The 16,524-nt window shown below is 63.2% G+C and carries 13 protein-coding genes and 1 pseudogene; 3 read left to right on the forward strand and 11 right to left on the reverse strand.

Going from position 1 to position 16,524, the window contains the following annotated elements:
• Positions 1-4: 4 nt before the first annotated feature.
• The 9 genes from AAC077_RS14770 to AAC077_RS14810 all read right to left on the reverse strand — a co-directional run bounded on the left by AAC077_RS14770 (position 5) and on the right by AAC077_RS14810 (position 12,499).
• Positions 5-964: a glycosyl transferase family protein gene (locus AAC077_RS14770; protein WP_339770915.1), complete on the reverse strand. Its 960-nt coding sequence runs from the start codon at positions 962-964 to the stop codon at positions 5-7.
• Positions 961-3,597, reverse strand: coding sequence for a molybdopterin-dependent oxidoreductase (locus AAC077_RS14775; protein ID WP_339770917.1), 2,637 nt, complete (start codon positions 3,595-3,597; stop codon positions 961-963). Before AAC077_RS14775 ends, AAC077_RS14770 begins: the two co-directional genes overlap by 4 nt.
• Complete coding sequence (gene nirD / locus AAC077_RS14780) at positions 3,597-3,932, reverse strand: nitrite reductase small subunit NirD (RefSeq protein WP_339770919.1); 336 nt, start codon at positions 3,930-3,932, stop codon at positions 3,597-3,599. Before nirD ends, AAC077_RS14775 begins: the two co-directional genes overlap by 1 nt.
• Positions 3,929-6,373 carry a nitrite reductase large subunit NirB gene (gene nirB, locus AAC077_RS14785; protein ID WP_339770921.1) on the reverse strand — a complete coding sequence of 815 codons (2,445 nt, stop codon included), beginning with the start codon at positions 6,371-6,373 and terminating at the stop codon, positions 3,929-3,931. The genes nirD and nirB overlap by 4 nt, the downstream gene beginning before the upstream one ends.
• A 3-nt stretch (positions 6,374-6,376) precedes the next feature.
• Positions 6,377-8,056, reverse strand: a complete 1,680-nt coding sequence (locus AAC077_RS14790; protein WP_339770922.1) for an ABC transporter ATP-binding protein — start codon at positions 8,054-8,056, stop codon at positions 6,377-6,379.
• A 5-nt stretch (positions 8,057-8,061) separates the two neighbouring features.
• Positions 8,062-9,144, reverse strand: coding sequence for an ABC transporter permease (locus tag AAC077_RS14795; RefSeq protein WP_339770924.1), 1,083 nt, complete (start codon positions 9,142-9,144; stop codon positions 8,062-8,064).
• Positions 9,145-9,207: 63 nt separating this feature from the next.
• Positions 9,208-10,560 (reverse strand): CmpA/NrtA family ABC transporter substrate-binding protein, encoded by a 1,353-nt coding sequence (locus tag AAC077_RS14800; RefSeq protein WP_339770926.1) that lies wholly within the window; start codon positions 10,558-10,560, stop codon positions 9,208-9,210.
• Between the two features lie 257 nt (positions 10,561-10,817).
• Positions 10,818-11,918 carry a CmpA/NrtA family ABC transporter substrate-binding protein gene (locus tag AAC077_RS14805; protein ID WP_339770928.1) on the reverse strand — a complete coding sequence of 367 codons (1,101 nt, stop codon included), beginning with the start codon at positions 11,916-11,918 and terminating at the stop codon, positions 10,818-10,820.
• The gene (locus tag AAC077_RS14810; RefSeq protein ID WP_339770930.1) at positions 11,915-12,499 is read right to left on the reverse strand and encodes an ANTAR domain-containing protein; all 585 of its coding nucleotides are present in this window, start codon (positions 12,497-12,499) and stop codon (positions 11,915-11,917) included. Before AAC077_RS14810 ends, AAC077_RS14805 begins: the two co-directional genes overlap by 4 nt.
• Before the next feature lie 104 nt (positions 12,500-12,603).
• Between AAC077_RS14810 and AAC077_RS14815 the strand changes: the two genes are divergently transcribed.
• From AAC077_RS14815 to AAC077_RS14825, 3 genes and pseudogenes are all read left to right on the forward strand, one after another.
• Entirely contained in the window at positions 12,604-12,915 is a 312-nt protein-coding gene (locus tag AAC077_RS14815) for a helix-turn-helix domain-containing protein (RefSeq protein WP_339770932.1), read from the forward strand.
• Between the two features lie 57 nt (positions 12,916-12,972).
• A pseudogene (locus AAC077_RS14820) lies at positions 12,973-13,203 on the forward strand (IS6 family transposase); the annotation flags it as partial.
• A 204-nt stretch (positions 13,204-13,407) separates the two neighbouring features.
• Positions 13,408-13,944 (forward strand): HutD family protein, encoded by a 537-nt coding sequence (locus AAC077_RS14825; protein ID WP_339770934.1) that lies wholly within the window; start codon positions 13,408-13,410, stop codon positions 13,942-13,944.
• Between the two features lie 62 nt (positions 13,945-14,006).
• On the opposite strand, the gene hisC is transcribed toward AAC077_RS14825, so the two are convergent.
• Together hisC and AAC077_RS14835 are read right to left on the reverse strand one after the other, a co-directional pair.
• Complete coding sequence (gene hisC / locus AAC077_RS14830) at positions 14,007-15,116, reverse strand: histidinol-phosphate transaminase (protein ID WP_339770936.1); 1,110 nt, start codon at positions 15,114-15,116, stop codon at positions 14,007-14,009.
• 14 nt (positions 15,117-15,130) lie between these two features.
• Entirely contained in the window at positions 15,131-16,516 is a 1,386-nt protein-coding gene (locus tag AAC077_RS14835) for an FAD-linked oxidase C-terminal domain-containing protein (protein ID WP_339770938.1), read from the reverse strand.
• Between the last annotated feature and the right edge of the window lie 8 nt (positions 16,517-16,524).

The following is a 16,524-nucleotide window of genomic DNA, read 5'->3' on the forward strand; positions in this document are numbered from 1 at the left end:
CTCCTTACACGGTGCAGGCCTGATGACGGCGCTGCCACAGGTCCTGTGCGGCCCGCGCCGCGTCGGCGACCCCAAGGGCAGACAGCGCCAAAGCGGTGGTGCTGGTGATGATTGCGGTGGCAAAATCGTCGTGTACGGTGCCGTGCCAAACATCAGAAAGGGTGCTGTCGGTGTTCGACAGGCGCTGGTGGCCGGTCACGGGTGCGCCGGTCTGGTCTTCCCACGGGATGCCGTTGGTCAGGCCGTGCAAGGTAATATCCTTGGCCGGGTGATGTTCAAACTCGCCGCCGCCGCCTTTCAGAACCCGCAAGGTCGGTTGGCCCAGCAGCAATCCGGCATCGCGCTGCAACTCGCGGTATGAGGGATGAAAGACACCTTGCAGCGCCACAGAAGCTGCCGCGGGGTTCAGCATCCGCAGCACCGTGTTGATGCAAGAGCGCAGACCAAACGTGTCGCGCAGGCGCAGCAGATCCATCAGGCGTGGTTGCAGGTGTTCCAACGGCACATAGGCGATGCCGGACCGGGCAAGCTCTGCCGAGGCATCAGCCCAGTTCACTTGAGCGATGCCAACATCAGCCAAAGCGGCGCGGACCGACGCGCCTGTCGCCTGATGAGAGTTCCAGCCGTGCAGCAACACGGGATATCCGGCCTGTGCCACCAGCCTGGCCGCCGCCAGAAACCACGGCTGGCCACGGGTGCGGCCCGCGGCATAGGATGGCCAGTCAACCGCTGGCGGCGGGCCCTGCCATGCGGGCAGGGACGCCCGTGCGGCGGCGGTGAAACCGGCGATTTCGGCGGCAACCTCGCCCTTCATCCGCAGCAGCATCAGGATCGCGCCGACGGCCTCGGGTGCGCCGTCGCCGGACAGGATGATCTGCATCGCCGCGCGGGCCTCGTCCATCGTCAGGGACCGCGCGCGGCCCTGTCCGCGCCCCAGAATGGCGACATAAGGGGCAAGGGTCATTCGGCGGCTTCCAGTTTGCGGAACTTGGCCAGAAGCACTGTGATCTCGGGGCGGCACGACCCGCAGTTGGTGCCCGCACCGGTGCATTCGCCCACTTGCGTTACCGTGGTCGCCTGACCGCTGGCGATGGCGGTGCCGATGGTGTTGATCCCGACGTTCAGACAGGCACAGACCACCGCGCCGGGGTCTGGCATCTGGGCGTTTGGTCTGCCTGACAGCGGGGCGTGCGCCACTTGCCCCAGCTGCGACACGATATGATCGCGCGACAGTGCAACAGGTGTGCGTGCCACAAAAAGCGCGGCCAGCAGGCGGTCACCGTCCAAAAATGCAATGCGGGCCATGCCATTGGCCGGATCGCTGATCATCTGGCAATGACTGTGGGGCAGGGCAAAAAGACAGCGTGCCTCTGTCTCCCAATCCTGCGGTTCGTTGTCGCCGGCCAGTTCCGCGCGCCAGCCTGCGTCAACCCTGCTGCGCGCCCAATAGGGGCAATCGGGCGTCAGGGCGCTGGTGCTGACGGCGAACCCGAACCAGCCTGCGTCGTACGCGGTTACGGCCACGACTGCGGCCTTGCTTTCGGGTTGGCCCGACAGCGGATCTGCGACGGCGGGAACCAATGCGTCGACGCGGCCCGACGGGGCAGTTTCACCGGTCCAGTGCATCGGGGCAAAGACCTGACCCTGTCGTACACGGTCAGTAACAAGCGCCCGCAGGATGCAACTGCCTGTCGGGCTTTTCACGCGCACCAGCGTGGCGGCAGCAATGCCCAGGACTTCGGCATCGTCGGGATGGATTTCCAGAAACGGCTCGCCCAGGTGTTGGTTCAGACGGGGGGATTTGGCGGTGCGTGTCATCGTGTGCCACTGATCGCGGATGCGGCCGGTGTTCAGACGGAAGGGATAGCGCGGGCTGGTCCGGGCGGCAGGCGGGCGCGCTGTGACGGGGACCATGCGCGCGCGCGCATCGCCGGTGAAAAACTGTCCGTCTGCAAAGAAACGCTCGGTCTGCCCTGTCGCGGTGACAGGCCAGCGCGTTGGCGGCAAGTCGGCATAGCCGGCAGCGCCCAACCCGCTTAGGCCGGAAATGTCGAAATCCCGTCCGGTCGCTGCCGCCAATCCCGACAGGGTCGCGTATTCGTCGAAAATCTCGGCGGGCGAAGCATAATCGAATGCTGTCCCGAACCCCATGCGCCGTGCAACATCGCACATAATCGCCCAGTCCGGGCGCGCCACACCGGGTGCGGGCAGCACGCTGCGCTGGCGGCTGATAGTGCGGTCGGAATTGGTAACGGTGCCGTCTTTTTCACCCCAGCCGGTTGCGGGCAACAGCACATGCGCCAGCCGCGCGGTGTCGGTATGTGCGGTCACGTCGCTGACGACGACAAAATCGCAGGCCGCGATAGCATCCCGCACGACATCTGCGTCGGGCATTGACACTGCGGGGTTTGTGCAAACGATCCACAGCGCCTTGATCTGGCCTGTCCTGACACGGTCGAACATATCCAGCGCCTTCAATCCCGCCCCTTGGGGCATGGTCGGCGCGTTCCAGAAGTGGCGCACCAACTCGCGGTGCGTTTCGTCTTCGATGTCCAGATGGCAGGCCAGGGCATTGGACAGGCCGCCAACCTCGCGTCCGCCCATAGCATTGGGTTGGCCGGTGACCGAGAACGGCCCCATGCCCGGCTTGCCGATGCGCCCCGTGGCAAGATGGCAATTGATGATCGCGTTGACCTTGTCGGTCCCCGAGGACGACTGGTTCACGCCTTGGCTAAAGACAGTCACGACCTTTTCGGTACGCTGCCACAGATCGAAAAACGCCGCCATTTGCGCCGGATCAAGGCCGGTGACCCCAAGGTCCTGTGCCATCGCCGCGCGCAGCGTCTGGTCCAGCCCGTTGACATGGCGCAAATAGGTGTTGTCCAGCGCGTCCGCAGCGGAAACAGCCGCCAGCAGCCCGTTGAACAGGGCCACGTCGCTGCCGGGGGCCAGCGCCAGATGCATATCTGCCAGATCGCAGGTCGCCGTGCGGCGCGGGTCGATCACCACGACCTTCATGTCAGGCCGCGCGGCCTTGGCTGCGGCCAGACGCTGGTACAGCACCGGATGGCACCACGCCAGGTTGCTGCCCACCAGCACCACGAGGTCGGCTAGTTCCAGGTCTTCGTATGTGCCGGGCACGGTATCGGTGCCGAACGCCCGTTTCTGCCCCGCCACGGTCGAAGCCATACACAGGCGCGAATTGGTGTCGATGTTTGCGGACCCGATAAAGCCCTTCATCAGCTTGTTCGCGATGTAGTAATCCTCGGTCAGCAGTTGGCCCGAGACGTAAAAGGCCACCGAATCCGGTCCGTGTTGCGCGATGGTCTGGCTGAAGCGATCCGCCACCTGCCCAAGCGCGGAGTCCCAGTCGGTATCGACCCCGCCGATGCGGGGCGCCAGCAGGCGGTCGTCCAGCGACAGGGTTTCGCCCAATGCAAAACCTTTCGAGCACAGCCGCCCATGGTTCGCAGGGTGGTCCGGGTCGCCGCGCACCGTCACACCACCCGCGCCGTCGGGCCGGGCCAGCACGCCGCAGCCTACCCCGCAATAGGCGCAGGTCGTGCGGATTTCGGGGGCGTCGTGCGACCCGTCCATCACGCGACCTGACCGCGGCGCAGGCGTGCGGTGTCCAGCATGATCCGGCCACCTATCACGCGGACGGCATAGGTGTTCACGGCCCCTTCGTCCGCCCCTTGCGCCAGTCCCGTATCCAACCGCAACACCATATTGTGCAGCGGGCAGGTGACAGACCGGCCATGCACGATCCCCTCGCTTAGCGGGCCACCCTTGTGCGGGCAGGCATCGTCGATGGCAAACACCTCGTCATCAACCGTGCGGAACACGGCGACGCAGCCCACGTGCGTTTTCACAACGCGGGCGCCGCGTTTGGGTATGTCGGTCAAAGCGCCGATATCGGTCCAGACGGTCATTCTGCGGCCTCCAGTGTCAGATCGGCAAGTGGGGAGTACAGTGCGCGGTAGCTGGCTTTGGTTCGCTCGGCCCAGGGGTCTTGTTGCATGAACTGCTGCGCGAAATAGAAGCGGTCAGCCAGCGCGCGGCGGCTGTCGGCATCGGTCACGACACGTTCGACAATGTGATCCAGGCCGACGTTGTCCATCCACTTGTACATCCGCTCAAGATAGGCGGCTTCTTCGCGGTAAAGCTGGACGACGGCGGCGGTGTATTCCAGCACCTCGTCCTCGGTCTTGACGGTGCACATCACCTCGGTGCCCTGAATATGCAGGCCCGCAGCACCGCCGATGTGCAGCACATAGCCGCTGTCGACACAGATCACGCCCACATCCTTGCAAGTGCTTTCGGCGCAGTTGCGCGGGCAGCCCGACACGGCCATCTTGACCTTGGCCGGTGTCCACGACCCCCACAGCGCCTTTTCCATGCGAATGCCCAGACCGGTGCTGTCTTGGGTGCCAAAGCGGCAATGGTCAGAGCCGACGCAGGTTTTCACAGTGCGCAACCCTTTGGCATAGGCCTGACCGCTGACCATGCCGGCGGCGTTCAGGTCGGCCCAGATGTCCGGCAGGTCCTGTTTCTTGACGCCCAGCAGGTCGATGCGCTGTCCGCCAGTTACCTTGACGGTCTGCACTGCGTATTTGTCTGCTGCGTCGGCAATCGCGCGCAGCTCGTCCGGGGTTGTGATGCCGCCCCACATGCGTGGGACGACAGAATAGGTGCCGTCCTTTTGAATGTTCGAATGCATCCGCTCGTTCACAAATCGGCTTTGGTCGTCGTCCTGATACTCGCCGGGCCAGTCGCACAGCAGGTAATAGTTCAACGCCGGACGGCACGAGGCGCAGCCGCAGGACGTGGTCCAGCCGCATTCCTGCATCACCGCGGCCATGGATTTCAACGCGCGCGACTTGATCAGGCGGCGCACGTCCATGTGGGTCAACGTCGTGCAGGGGCACATCGGTTTGACGGTCTGCACCTCGAATCCGTCGCCAAGGGTCAGGGCCATGACCTGTTCGACCAGCCCCGTGCAGGTCCCGCAAGATGCGCTGGCCTTGGTCTGTGCGCGCACATCGGACAGGGAGGTGGCCCCGCCGTTGATCGCGTCAACAATCGTGGATTTGCAAATGCCGTTGCAGCCGCAGATTTCTGCGTCACCCGGTAAGGCTGCAACGGCTGCCAACGGGTCCGAGGGGGTGCCCCCCTGAAACGCCGGACCGAATATCAAAGTATCGCGCATGTCCGACACGTCGCTGCGATCTTTGATCAGCCCATGAAACCACGCGCCATCTGCCGTGTCGCCATACATGACAGCACCGATCAGCCGGGTGCCTTCCAGCACCAGCCGCTTGTATATACCGCGCGCGGGGTCGCGGAAAACGATGTCCTCGCGCCCGTCCCCTTCGGCAAAATCGCCCGCGCTGAACAGGTCGCAGCCTGTGACTTTCAGCTTGGTTGCCACCTCTTTCGGGGTAAATGTGGCGGGCGTTTCACCCAGCGTATCGGCGGCCACTTTGGCCTGATCGTACAACGGGGCCACCAGCCCGAACACCGCGCCTTGATGTTCAACACACTCCCCAAGCGCCAGGATGTTGGCGTCGGATGTGACCATGGCGTCGTCAACATGAATGCCGCGCCCAACGGCCAGATCCGCGTCTTTGGCCAGCGCCACGTTCGGGCGGATGCCCACGGCCATAACCAGCAGATCACACGGAATTTCGGTGCCATCGTCCAACCGCAGACCGCTGACGCGCCCGTCGGTGCCAAGGATTTCCTTGGAATTGGCCGAGGTCAAAACGGTAATCCCTTTCTCCTCTAGCGACTTTTTCAGCAGGTATCCCGCGGCTTCGTCCAACTGCCGTTCCATCAAGTGGCCCATGACGTGAATGACTGTCACGTCGATGCCCTGCGCCTTCATGCCGGCCGCCGCCTCAAGCCCCAGCAGGCCACCGCCGATGACAATGGCGCGCGCGCCGGGCGTGGCACCAAGGGCCATCATCGTTTCGGTGTCGTCCAGATCGCGGTAGGGAATGACCCCTTGCAGATCGTGACCCGGCAGGGGGATCATAAAGGGGTTCGATCCGGTGGCGATGACAACACGGTCGTAAGGCACCGCGCCGTTTTCCCCCACGACAACCTGCGCGGTGCGGTCGATCCGCAGCACTTTTTCGCCAAAACGGCAGGTGACGCCGTGGGCCTCGTACCAGTCGGCATCATGCGTGATGATCTCGGCATAGGTTTTGTCGCCCGACAGCACGGGGGACAACATCAGCCGATTGTAATTGCCGCGCGGTTCGGCGTTGAACAACGTGACGTTCCACGCGCCGGGTTGGGTTTCGAACAGATGTTCCAGCATCCGCCCCGAGGCCATTCCAGCCCCGATGACAATCAGATTTCTGGTCATGGCTTACTCCGCAGCAAGGGGTTTGGGTTTTGGCGCGGGTTTTGCGCCGTGTTCGTATTCGGTCAGGAAATCAAGGACCTCCTGCCGGTAGGCATAGTAGTCGGGGTGGGACAGCAGTGCCTTGCGGGTGCGCGGTCGCGGCAGCTTTACGTCGGTGATCTTGCCGATGGTGGCCTGCGGGCCGTTGGTCATCATGACCACGCGGTCGGCCAGCAAGATCGCCTCGTCGACGTCATGGGTGACGCAGATCGCGGTGACCTTGGTGCGGGACCAAACCTCCATCAAGACCTCTTGCAGCTCCCATCGGGTGAGGGAATCCAACATGCCAAAAGGTTCGTCCAGCAACAGCAGCTTGGGGCTAAGGGCAAAGGCGCGGGCGATGCCGACACGCTGTTTCATGCCGTTCGACATGGACGCCGCACCGCGGTCCATCGCATCGGCCAGACCCACGCGTTCAAGGTAGTATTCGACCACATCCTGCCGCTCGGCCTGGCTTGCGCGGGGGTACACCTTGTCCACGCCAATCGCCACGTTCTCTTTGGCGGTCAGCCACGGGAATAGGTTGGGCGACTGGAACACCACCGCGCGTTCGGGGTCGGCGCCTTCGACGTGGCGGCCATCCAGTTTGATCGCGCCTTTGGATATGGCATTCAGGCCGGCGGCCATGGTCAGCACAGTGGACTTTCCACAGCCCGAATGGCCGATCAGGCTGATGAATTCGCCCTGATTTACCTTCAGGTCAAAATCCTCGACCACCGTCAGTGGACCTTTGGGCGTCGGGTAGACCTTGTGCAGTTGTGAAAAGTCCAGAAACCGCTCTTCGATCATACCGGCGCGCGCCTCTTTGACGACGGCGGGCAGCGTCTGGTGGATCGGCGTGACGTTCGGCAGGTGCCGAGTTTCTTCCACCTTGGCGGCGATTCCCACGTCCATCAGATATTGCGTGACCTGCGCGCGCAACGATTTGAACGCGGCATCGTGGTTCATCGCGTCGCGGTTGCGCGGGCGTGGCAAGGTGACAGGCACCGGATCGGCCAGCGTGCCGTCGGGGTTCAGAACGATGATGCGGTCCGCCAGCAAGATGGCCTCGTCCACATCATTGGTGATCAGGATGCAGGTCTTTTTGTCCGCCTCCCAGATTTCCAGTATCTCATCGGCCAGATTGGCACGGGTCAGCGCATCCAGCGCCGACAGCGGTTCGTCCAGCAACAGCAGATCAGGCTCCATCGCCAATGCGCGGGCCACGGCAACCCGCTGGCGCATCCCTCCCGACAGTTCCGCCGGCCGACGGTGCGCTGCGTGGGCAAGGCCGACCATGGCAATGTAATGATCTGCCTTGGCTTCCTTTTCTGCTTTGGACAGTTTGCCATGCACCGCTTCGACGGCCAGCATGATGTTGCCGCGCACGGTCAGCCACGGCATCAGGCTGTAGCTTTGGAACACCAGCCCGCGATCAGGCCCCGGCCCCGCAATCGGCGCGCCGCGAAAGGTCAGCGTGCCGGTGTCAGGCATCTCAAGCCCGGCAATCAGGTTCATCAGCGTGGATTTGCCGGTGCCGGAAAACCCCAGAACGGCCAGAAATTCGCCCTCTTTCACGTCCAGCGTGATGTCATGCAAGACTTCGGCGCGGTGGGTGCCTTCGCCGAACCCTTTGTTCACGTTCTTGAATTCCAGAATGCTCATACCGCTCACCGCTGGGCCGAGAAGGTAAAGAACGACTGCAATGCGAACATCACGCGATCCAGAAGGAAGCCGATGATGCCGATGGTCAGGACGGCCACGATGATCCGTGCCAGCGATTGCGACGATCCGTTCTGGAATTCGTCCCAGACGAATTTGCCAAGGCCCGGGTTCTGCGCCAGCATTTCGGCGGCAATCAGCACCATCCAGCCCACCCCAAGGCTAAGCCGCAATCCGGTAAAGATCAGCGGCAGGGCCGAGGGCAGGACCAGTTTGGTGATCTTGGCATAGGGGCCCATCTTCAGCACGCGGCTGACCGAGATCAGATCACGGTCGATTGAAGCCACACCAAGGGCCGTATTGATCAGCGTCGGCCACAGCGAACACAGGGTCACGGTGATCGCGGACACGAGAAAGGATTTGGTAAAGAACCCGTCGTTTGTCGCATAGACCGCAGACACGACCATGGTGACAATCGGCAGCCAGGCCAGCGGCGACACCGGCTTGAAAATCTGGATCAGCGGGTTCAACGCGGCATTCGCCGTCGGTGACAGGCCCGCAGCAATGCCCAAGGGGATCGCGACAACCGAGGCAATCAGGAACCCAAAGAACACCGTCTTGATCGAGGTCCATATCTGCCCGTAATAGGTCGGCGATCCGGTATAGGCGATGTCCTTGACCTCGGACGCGCGGCCCGCTTCGATCAGCTTGGCATTGCGCTGGTCCAGACGGTCCCGGAACACTGCGGCCTTGTCCCACTTTACCACGGCGTCGGCGTGCAGCCCCTTGGCCTCTTGCCAGACCGCAACAGGGCCGGGGATCGCGCCCAGCGAGGTCACGACCCTTGGTGCCAAAGCAGACCAAAGCATCAGGAACACCGCGATGGACAGCACCGGCACGCCCAGCAGCTTCCAGACATCTTTCATTTGCGCGCGAGGGTTGTCGCCGGCCGCGGCCTTTAACAAGGGGGTAAGCCAGCCAAGGCCGAGCACAGTGAACCATGCGTCCGCCTTGTTGATACGCGTGAACCAAACGGCGCGGCGGGCTTCGCGCTGCTGGGCTTCAAGGTGGTCGGGATCGACAACGGTCATTGAAATGTCCTCGGATCAGAATGGAAAAGGGGAGCCACCCCAATCAGGGGCGGCGCCGTTTTGTCAGCCACCGGCCACATCGCCGGACTTCAGTCCGATGGGCAGGCTGTCGATGTAGGCATTCGGCGCTTTGCCGTCGTAGGGGATGCCGTCGATCACGTCGTCGGCCGGCGTCGGGGTCTTGTAGCCGTCACTGTCAAAGGGGAAATCCGCCGCGTCTGCCAATCCTTCGTCCACCAGCATCTGCGCGGCCTGCAAATAGATGTCAGGGCGGTACACGGATTTGGCGGTTTCATCGAACCAGGCGTCGTCCTTGGGTTCGGCAATCTGGCCCCAGCGGCGCATCTGGGTCAGGTACCAGACCGCATCCGAATAAAACGGATAGGTCGCGTGGTGCCGGAAAAAGACGTTAAAGTCGGGCACATCACGCACATCGCCCTTTTCATACTCGAAGGTGCCGGTCATCGACGCCGCGATGACCTCGCGGTCGGCGCCGACGTATTCGGGACGCGCCAGCATATCGACGGCTTCGCCCCGGTTGGCGTTGTCATTTTCGTCCAGCCACATCGCCGCGCGGATCAATGCCTTGGTCAGGGCGAGTGTGGTGTTGGGATTTTCCTTGGCGAACGCATCCGTGATACCGAACACCTTTTCGGGGTTGTTCTTCCACAGCTCATAGTCGGTGATCACCGGCACGCCGATGCCTTTGACAACCGCCTGCTGGTTCCATGGCTCACCCACGCAATAGCCGTCGATGGTTCCGGCTTCCATCGTGGCCGGCATCTGCGGCGGCGGTGTCACCGACAGCATGACATCGGCCCCGATCGTGCCAGAGGTGTCGTTGGGGGAATAGGTGCCGGGGTTCAACCCGCCCGCCGCCAGCCAGTAGCGCAATTCGTAATTATGCGTGGAGACGGGAAACACCATCCCCATGTTGAACGGTTTGCCTGCGGCTTTGTAGCTGGCCACAACCGGCGCCAGTGCCGCGGCGCTGATCGGATGCTGTGGCTTGCCGTCGGCGTCTTTTGGGATGTTCGGCTTCATTTCCTCCCAGACGCTGTTCGACACGGTGATGCCGTTGCCGTTCAGGTCCATCGAGAATGGCGTGATGATATGCGCCTGCGTGCCATAGCCTATGGTGGCCGCCAGCGGTTGCCCCGCCAGCATATGCGCGCCGTCCAACTGTCCGCCGATCACGCCGTCCAGCAGGACCTTCCAGTTTGCCTGCGCTTCAAGCGTGACGAACAATCCCTCGTCCAGAAAATAGCCATTTTCATAGGCGACAGCCAGCGGCGCCATGTCCGTCAGCTTGATGAAGCCGAATTTGAGTTCGTCTTTTTCAAGCTCCAGCATCTCGGCAAAGGCCGGGGCGGCAAGCAGTGTCGTCGTCAGAAGTAAGGCAGAGAAATGTTTCATTTTGTCGTCCCTTTAGGGTCCGGGACAGACGCCCGGACATACGAAAAATAGCCGCTGACCAACCTCATGCGTTGGCATGAAGGGTCGAGCGGCTGTGCTCGGATTACCCGGACTTTGGGAATGGGGTCAGGCGGACGCCATTGTCTGCCTGCCTTCAATAAAAATTTATTCGTCGGCCCTAATCAACGATAAATCTGGATTTGCGGTTGCAGCGGGCCATTTTTCTGCATCGCGGCATAAATGTGCTGAATTCATGATCACTCTGGCAGCGCAAGGGTGAAATTCTGACCGTCAAATGAACGATCCGATGGCGCAGGTTCCTGCACATAGCCGGGAATCGCCTGAACCGTGCTGTCGTGCAGCGCGGTGCGGTAGGTCGCCTTTGCCGCCGCCTGAGAGGTGCTGCGATCCAGACCCAGACGCGCCGCAAGCCGTCCGCCGATCCATGCCGCGTGAACCTGTTGCGGTGCAAACCGGCCAAAATCTACGAACTCGGGCACGACCCGGCTGTCACCGCGCGCCGAAATCGTCAGATGACCTGACAGGGCGCGGTCGATGACCTCGGTCGGGACGTCAAGGTAATCGCGACCCGACAAGATCTCGCAGGCGGTGACGCGGCTGCGTGGATCGTTCAGCCATTGCCCCGCGTGCCACAAGGCGCGGATCAGGGCGCGCAGGGGTTCGGGGTCGCTGTCGGCCAGATCGGCCCGCACGCCCAGCACCTTTTCCGGCACCCCGGGCCAGATCGCGGACCCGGGCAACAGCAATGCGCCTGCCCCCCGTTCAACCGCCATGGACCCCCAGGGTTCGCCGACGCAACATGCGTCAAGCTCGCCCGCAGCAAGGGCTGCCGCCATCAGGGAGGGGGGAACAGTGCGGATGTCGATGCCCGAGGGCGCAGGCAGCCCCAGCGTCGTCAACCAATGATACAAAAGCTCGGCGTGCATCGAGAAAGGGAACGGCACGGCAATGCGCAGCGGACCATCAGCGGCTTCGATCAAAGCGCGGCCTGCTGTGTGGGCATCGTCAAAGTCAAAGGTGTGACCAGCCTGTCGCAACCTTTTGGCCAAGGCTTCGCTGACGCAAACCACCTCACCGTTGGTAGACAAGACCGCGACCGCGGCCAGTGCTGCACCGGCGCCGCCCAGCCCCAGCGCCGTGGCAACAGGCATGGGCGACAGCATTTGCGCCGCGGTGACCTGTCCAAAGGACACCATATCCCGCAGCGCCGACCAGGAATTCGCCCGCCGAAGATCCAAAGCTATGCCCTCGGCGCGGTCGAACCCCATTTCGGCTGCGACTATCAACGGACCCGCGTCAATCAGCGGAACAAAACCGACAGGCATTGTTGTCGTCATGACAGCAATCCTGCGGTGCTGACCAACGCCTCGGCCACATCGCCGACCTTGCGGCCCTGATCCATCGCCGCCCGGCGCAACAAGGCATAGGCGGCCTCTTCGTCGATCCCTTTTGCTTTCATCAAGATGCCTTTCGCGCGGTCGATCACCTTGCGCTCTTCAAGCGCACGTTTTGTCGCCGCCAATTCGGTTCGCATCTGCCGGAACATGTTGAACCGCGCGACAGCGGCGTCGAGGATCGGCTTGAGCCGGTCGGCCCGCAGCCCGTCGACGACATATGCGGACACCCCCGCCTCGATCGCAAGCTTCGTCAGGTTCGCATCGCCCTGATCTACAAAAAGCGCGACAGGACGCTCCAGCGGGGCGGTGGCCAGCGTCAACTCTTCCAAAGCATCACGCGACGGGTTGTCGAGGTCGATCAGGACAATGTCCGGGTTGATCTCTTTGATCGCACTGTTCAGCCGCGTCATGTCGTTGATGATATTCAGTTCGTATTGCCCCACCCGCAACAGGCTTTCCTCGATCAACGCAGCGCGTGCGGGATCGCTTTCTACAATGGTTATTTTCAGAAGTCGCTGCATCACTGGAGCGTCAACAGACAGTGGGGCGAATAGCAACGTTGAACGCCCGGGCGGCGACCGCTTGTATTCCGTGTTGCCTGAAAATTGCGCAGAATTGCGGGGGGGTGGCCGTCCTTGGCGGCAAGTGGAAACCGCTCATTGTCTATCATCTCGCCAACGGCCCCAAGCGCACTGGTGAGCTCCGCAGGCTCGTGACCAATGTGAGTGAGAAGATGCTCATTCAGCACCTCAAGGAACTGTCGGATGACGGTTTGATCCGTCGCATAGATTTCCAGACAGTGCCGCCCCATGTCGAATATGAATTGACGGACTTCGGCCGGAAATTGACAGAACGATTGGCGCCGTTGTGCGAGTGGGGAACCCATCACGGCGCGGAGGTCGCAAGGATCGTGGAAAAGCGCATCAAGGCGGCCTAGCTCTCGTTATGGGATTGCCAACTTGCTGCGCCCCTTGAGGGGGCCTCGCTGGTGACTGTGAACATTCCAGCTGAGATGCCGCGCGTGAAAGGCTACCGCTTCCCTCGTGAGATTATCGCTTATGCAGTGTGGCGTACCACCATTTCGCACTCAGAACGACGGACGTGGAAGACCTGCTTGCCGAGCGAGGTGTAATCGTCTGCCGGGAAACCCCTACGCAAATGGGTGAGCCGGTTTTGTCAGCATTTCGCCCGTTGTGTTAGGTGTGACCTGCCTTCGGCGGCTGATCTCTCGACTTGGCCTCTGCCGATCAGGATGCAATGATTGCGGGCCACGGCGGGCCCGAGGTGGCGATGACCATGGGCGCGCCCGCAGCCACACCGCCGCCGCAGACCCGACCCCGCTCCGGCCCTTCGACACAGGGCGGAGCGTCCTATCAACCCTCTCTCCACCCGGATCTCCGGGTGGCACACACCCAGGAAGCGCAAGGCCATGTTTCGTATCGTCAGGCCCAAAGAGTTCACAACGACGCCGTGGAAGAATGGCGGCGGCGTCACCCATGAGGTCCTGCGCGACAAGGGGGCGGATCCATGGCGCTGGCGGATCAGCATCGCCGAGGTGTCGACCGATGGGCCGTTCTCGACCTTCGCGGGGCTAGCCCGCGTCTTGACGGTGATCGAAGGCGGGGGGCTGGACCTGCACACGCCCGACGGCGTGCTGTCGGCGCGGCCGTTCCAGCCGTTGGCCTTTTCCGGTGACACGCCTGTGGACAGCCGCATGGTGAACGGGCCGGTGCGGGATCTGAACCTGATATACGACCCGACGGCGGTCTCCGCTTCGGTCGAGGTGACGGTGGGACCGGCGCGCATTGAGAACGGACCGGCGCAGACCGGTGTGTTCTGTCACCGCGGCGATGTCGCGCTTGACGGGGCGGCCTTGCCTGTCGGGGCCTTCGCCCTTGGGCAAGGCGGCACGATTATTCTTGGGCCGGAAGCGCGCTGTGTGATCGTCAGGATGGAGAGCGTCTGACGCACCGAGCAAGGCGCAGGTCAAAGGCGCGGCCTGCCCGCTGAAGCGGGCCGTGGCGCGCTTCAGGCCAGGACGCGCATGGCTTCGACAGCTTCAAGGAAATACCGGTTCTCGTCCGGCGTGCCGACGGTCACACGCGCCCAGCTTGTGAAAGGGTCTTCCAGCCACGGCTTGATCAGCACGCCCCTGTGCCGAAGCGCTTCGGCAAAGTCGGTCGCCACCCCGCCCGTGTCGAAGAAGACAAAGTTGGTCTGGCTGGGCGCGCAAACAAACCCGGCCTCAGACAGGTGCCGGGCGAGATGCGCGCGCCCCTCGGCGGCCAGACCTACCGAAAGGGCCAGATGGTCGGTATCGCGGAGCGCGGCGCGCGCAGCGGCCACGGCCAGTGCGTTCACGCCGAAAGGGTTGCGCGCCTTCATCATCTGTGCGGCCAGGTCGGGGGCGCAGGCGATGCCATACCCGACCCGCACGCCCGCCAGACCATAGGCCTTGGAAAAGGTGCGCAGGATCAGCCAGGGATGGGGGCCAGCGGCCAGACGCGCCATCGCATCGAACCGAGCGGCGGGTTCGAGATATTCGAGATAGGCCTCATCGAACACGACCAGCGTGTCGGCGGGCGTGGCCTTGAGCAGTGCGCCGAACTCCGTCTCAGAAATCGCCGGACCCGCGGGATTGCTGGGCGACGAAAAGATCAGCACGCGCGGCGCCTCTGCCGTCATGGCGCGGATCATACCGTCCAGCGGAAAGGTCCAGTCGGCGTTGAACGGCACCTTGGTGACATGCGCGCCCGAAGCCAGCGCGCCGAATTCGTGCAGGCCGAAGCTGGGGCAGATCGTGACCACGTGATCGCCGGGGCGGAGAACCGTGCGGAAGACGGCGCCGATGAGGTCTTCGGACCCGTTGCCGATGATGATCTGGTCGGCGGTCGTGCCGGTGGCGGCGGCCAGGTCTTCGCGCAGTGCGCCGTTGCCCGCATCGGGATACCGCGCGATCCCTGCGGCCTCGGCGCGGATCGCCTCGACGACGCCGGGGCAGGGGCCTGCGGGATTTTCGTTGCTGTCCAGCTTGGCCAGGCAGTCGATGCCGTAATGCGCGCGGAACCGATCCAGCGCGAGGCCCGCGTTATAGGTCGGCAGCGCCGCGATTTCAGGGCGGATCAGATCGGGGTTCATCGTGGGTCCTTTGCTCAAAGATCGAAGATCTTGCCTGGGTTCATGATATTCGCGGGGTCGATGCAGAGTTTAAGCTGGCGCATCAGGTCGAGCGCGGCACCGTGTTCGGCGTCCATATAGGCCTTTTTGCCCAGGCCTACGCCGTGTTCGCCGGTCGATGTGCCGCCGAGCGACAGGGCCAGCTCGATCAGGGCGGAATTGATGCGGCGCCCTTGGGCGGTTTCCTCGGGGTTGTCGGGATCGAACAGCAGGACCATGTGAAAGTTACCGTCGCCCACATGCCCGATCAGCGGCGCCTTGAGCGAGGTTGTCGCGACCACCTTGCCGATCCCCTCGATACAGGCGGGCAGTGCAGAGACCGGCACGCAGACATCGGTCGACAGCCCCTTAATACCCGGGCGCAGGGCGCGGGCGGCATAGAGTGCCGAATGGCGGACCCGCCAGAGCGCGGCGGCGGCCTCGGCATCCTTGGCGTGCTCCAACCGGGTTGCGCCCGCGTCCCGGATCAGGTCTTGCAGAACTTCGGAATCATGAACCACGGTGGCCTCGGACCCGGCCAGCTCGATCCACAGGGTGGGGGCCTCGGGAAGGTCCGAGTTCCCGTAGGCGTTGATCGCGGCCATCTGGACCGCATCCGCCAGTTCGATCCGGTTGAGGCACAATCCGAATTGCAGCGCGGTTACCACGGCGGCGGTGGCCGTTCCGATGTCGTCAAAGCTGCACATCAGGGTGCTGGTCGCCTCGGGGATGCCGGCCAGCCGCAGGGTGAGTTCGGTGATGATACCAAGCGTGCCCTCGGAGCCTACAAACAGGTGTGTCAGGTCGTAACCTGCCGCTGATTTGCGCGCGCGCCCTCCGGTCTTGACGATCCGGCCATCCGGCAGCACCACGGTGAGGCCCAGCACCAGGTCCTTCATCGAGCCGTAGCGCACCGTCGTTGTGCCCGAGGCGCGCGTCGCCGCCATGCCGCCCAGTGTCGCGTGTGCGCCCAAGTCGACGGGAAAGAACAGGCCAGAGGCACGCAGATCTTCGTTCAGACGTTGCCGGATGACACCGCATTGCACCGTACAGTCCATGTCATCGGCGTGCACCGCCAGCACCCGGTCCATGGACGAAAGGTCCAGGCTGATCCCGCCGTGCGGCGCGTTGACCTGGCCTTCTATCGACGATCCGGCCCCAAAGGGCACGACCGGCACGCCGTGTGCGTGGCACAGCTTGAGCACCTCGGCCACCTCTTCGGTGCTGTGGGCCATTACGACGGCATCCGGTGCGGCAGGCGGCAGCCAGCTTTCCACCGCGGTGTGCTGATCGCGGATCGCCTGCTCTGTTGACAGCCGGTCGCCAAAAAGCGGCGACAGGGCCGAAAGAACCGTATCGAGCGGGCTGGAATGCTGTGTCATGTGTCCTC

This window comes from uncultured Pseudosulfitobacter sp. (genome assembly GCF_963976325.1).
Classification (GTDB): domain Bacteria; phylum Pseudomonadota; class Alphaproteobacteria; order Rhodobacterales; family Rhodobacteraceae; genus Pseudosulfitobacter.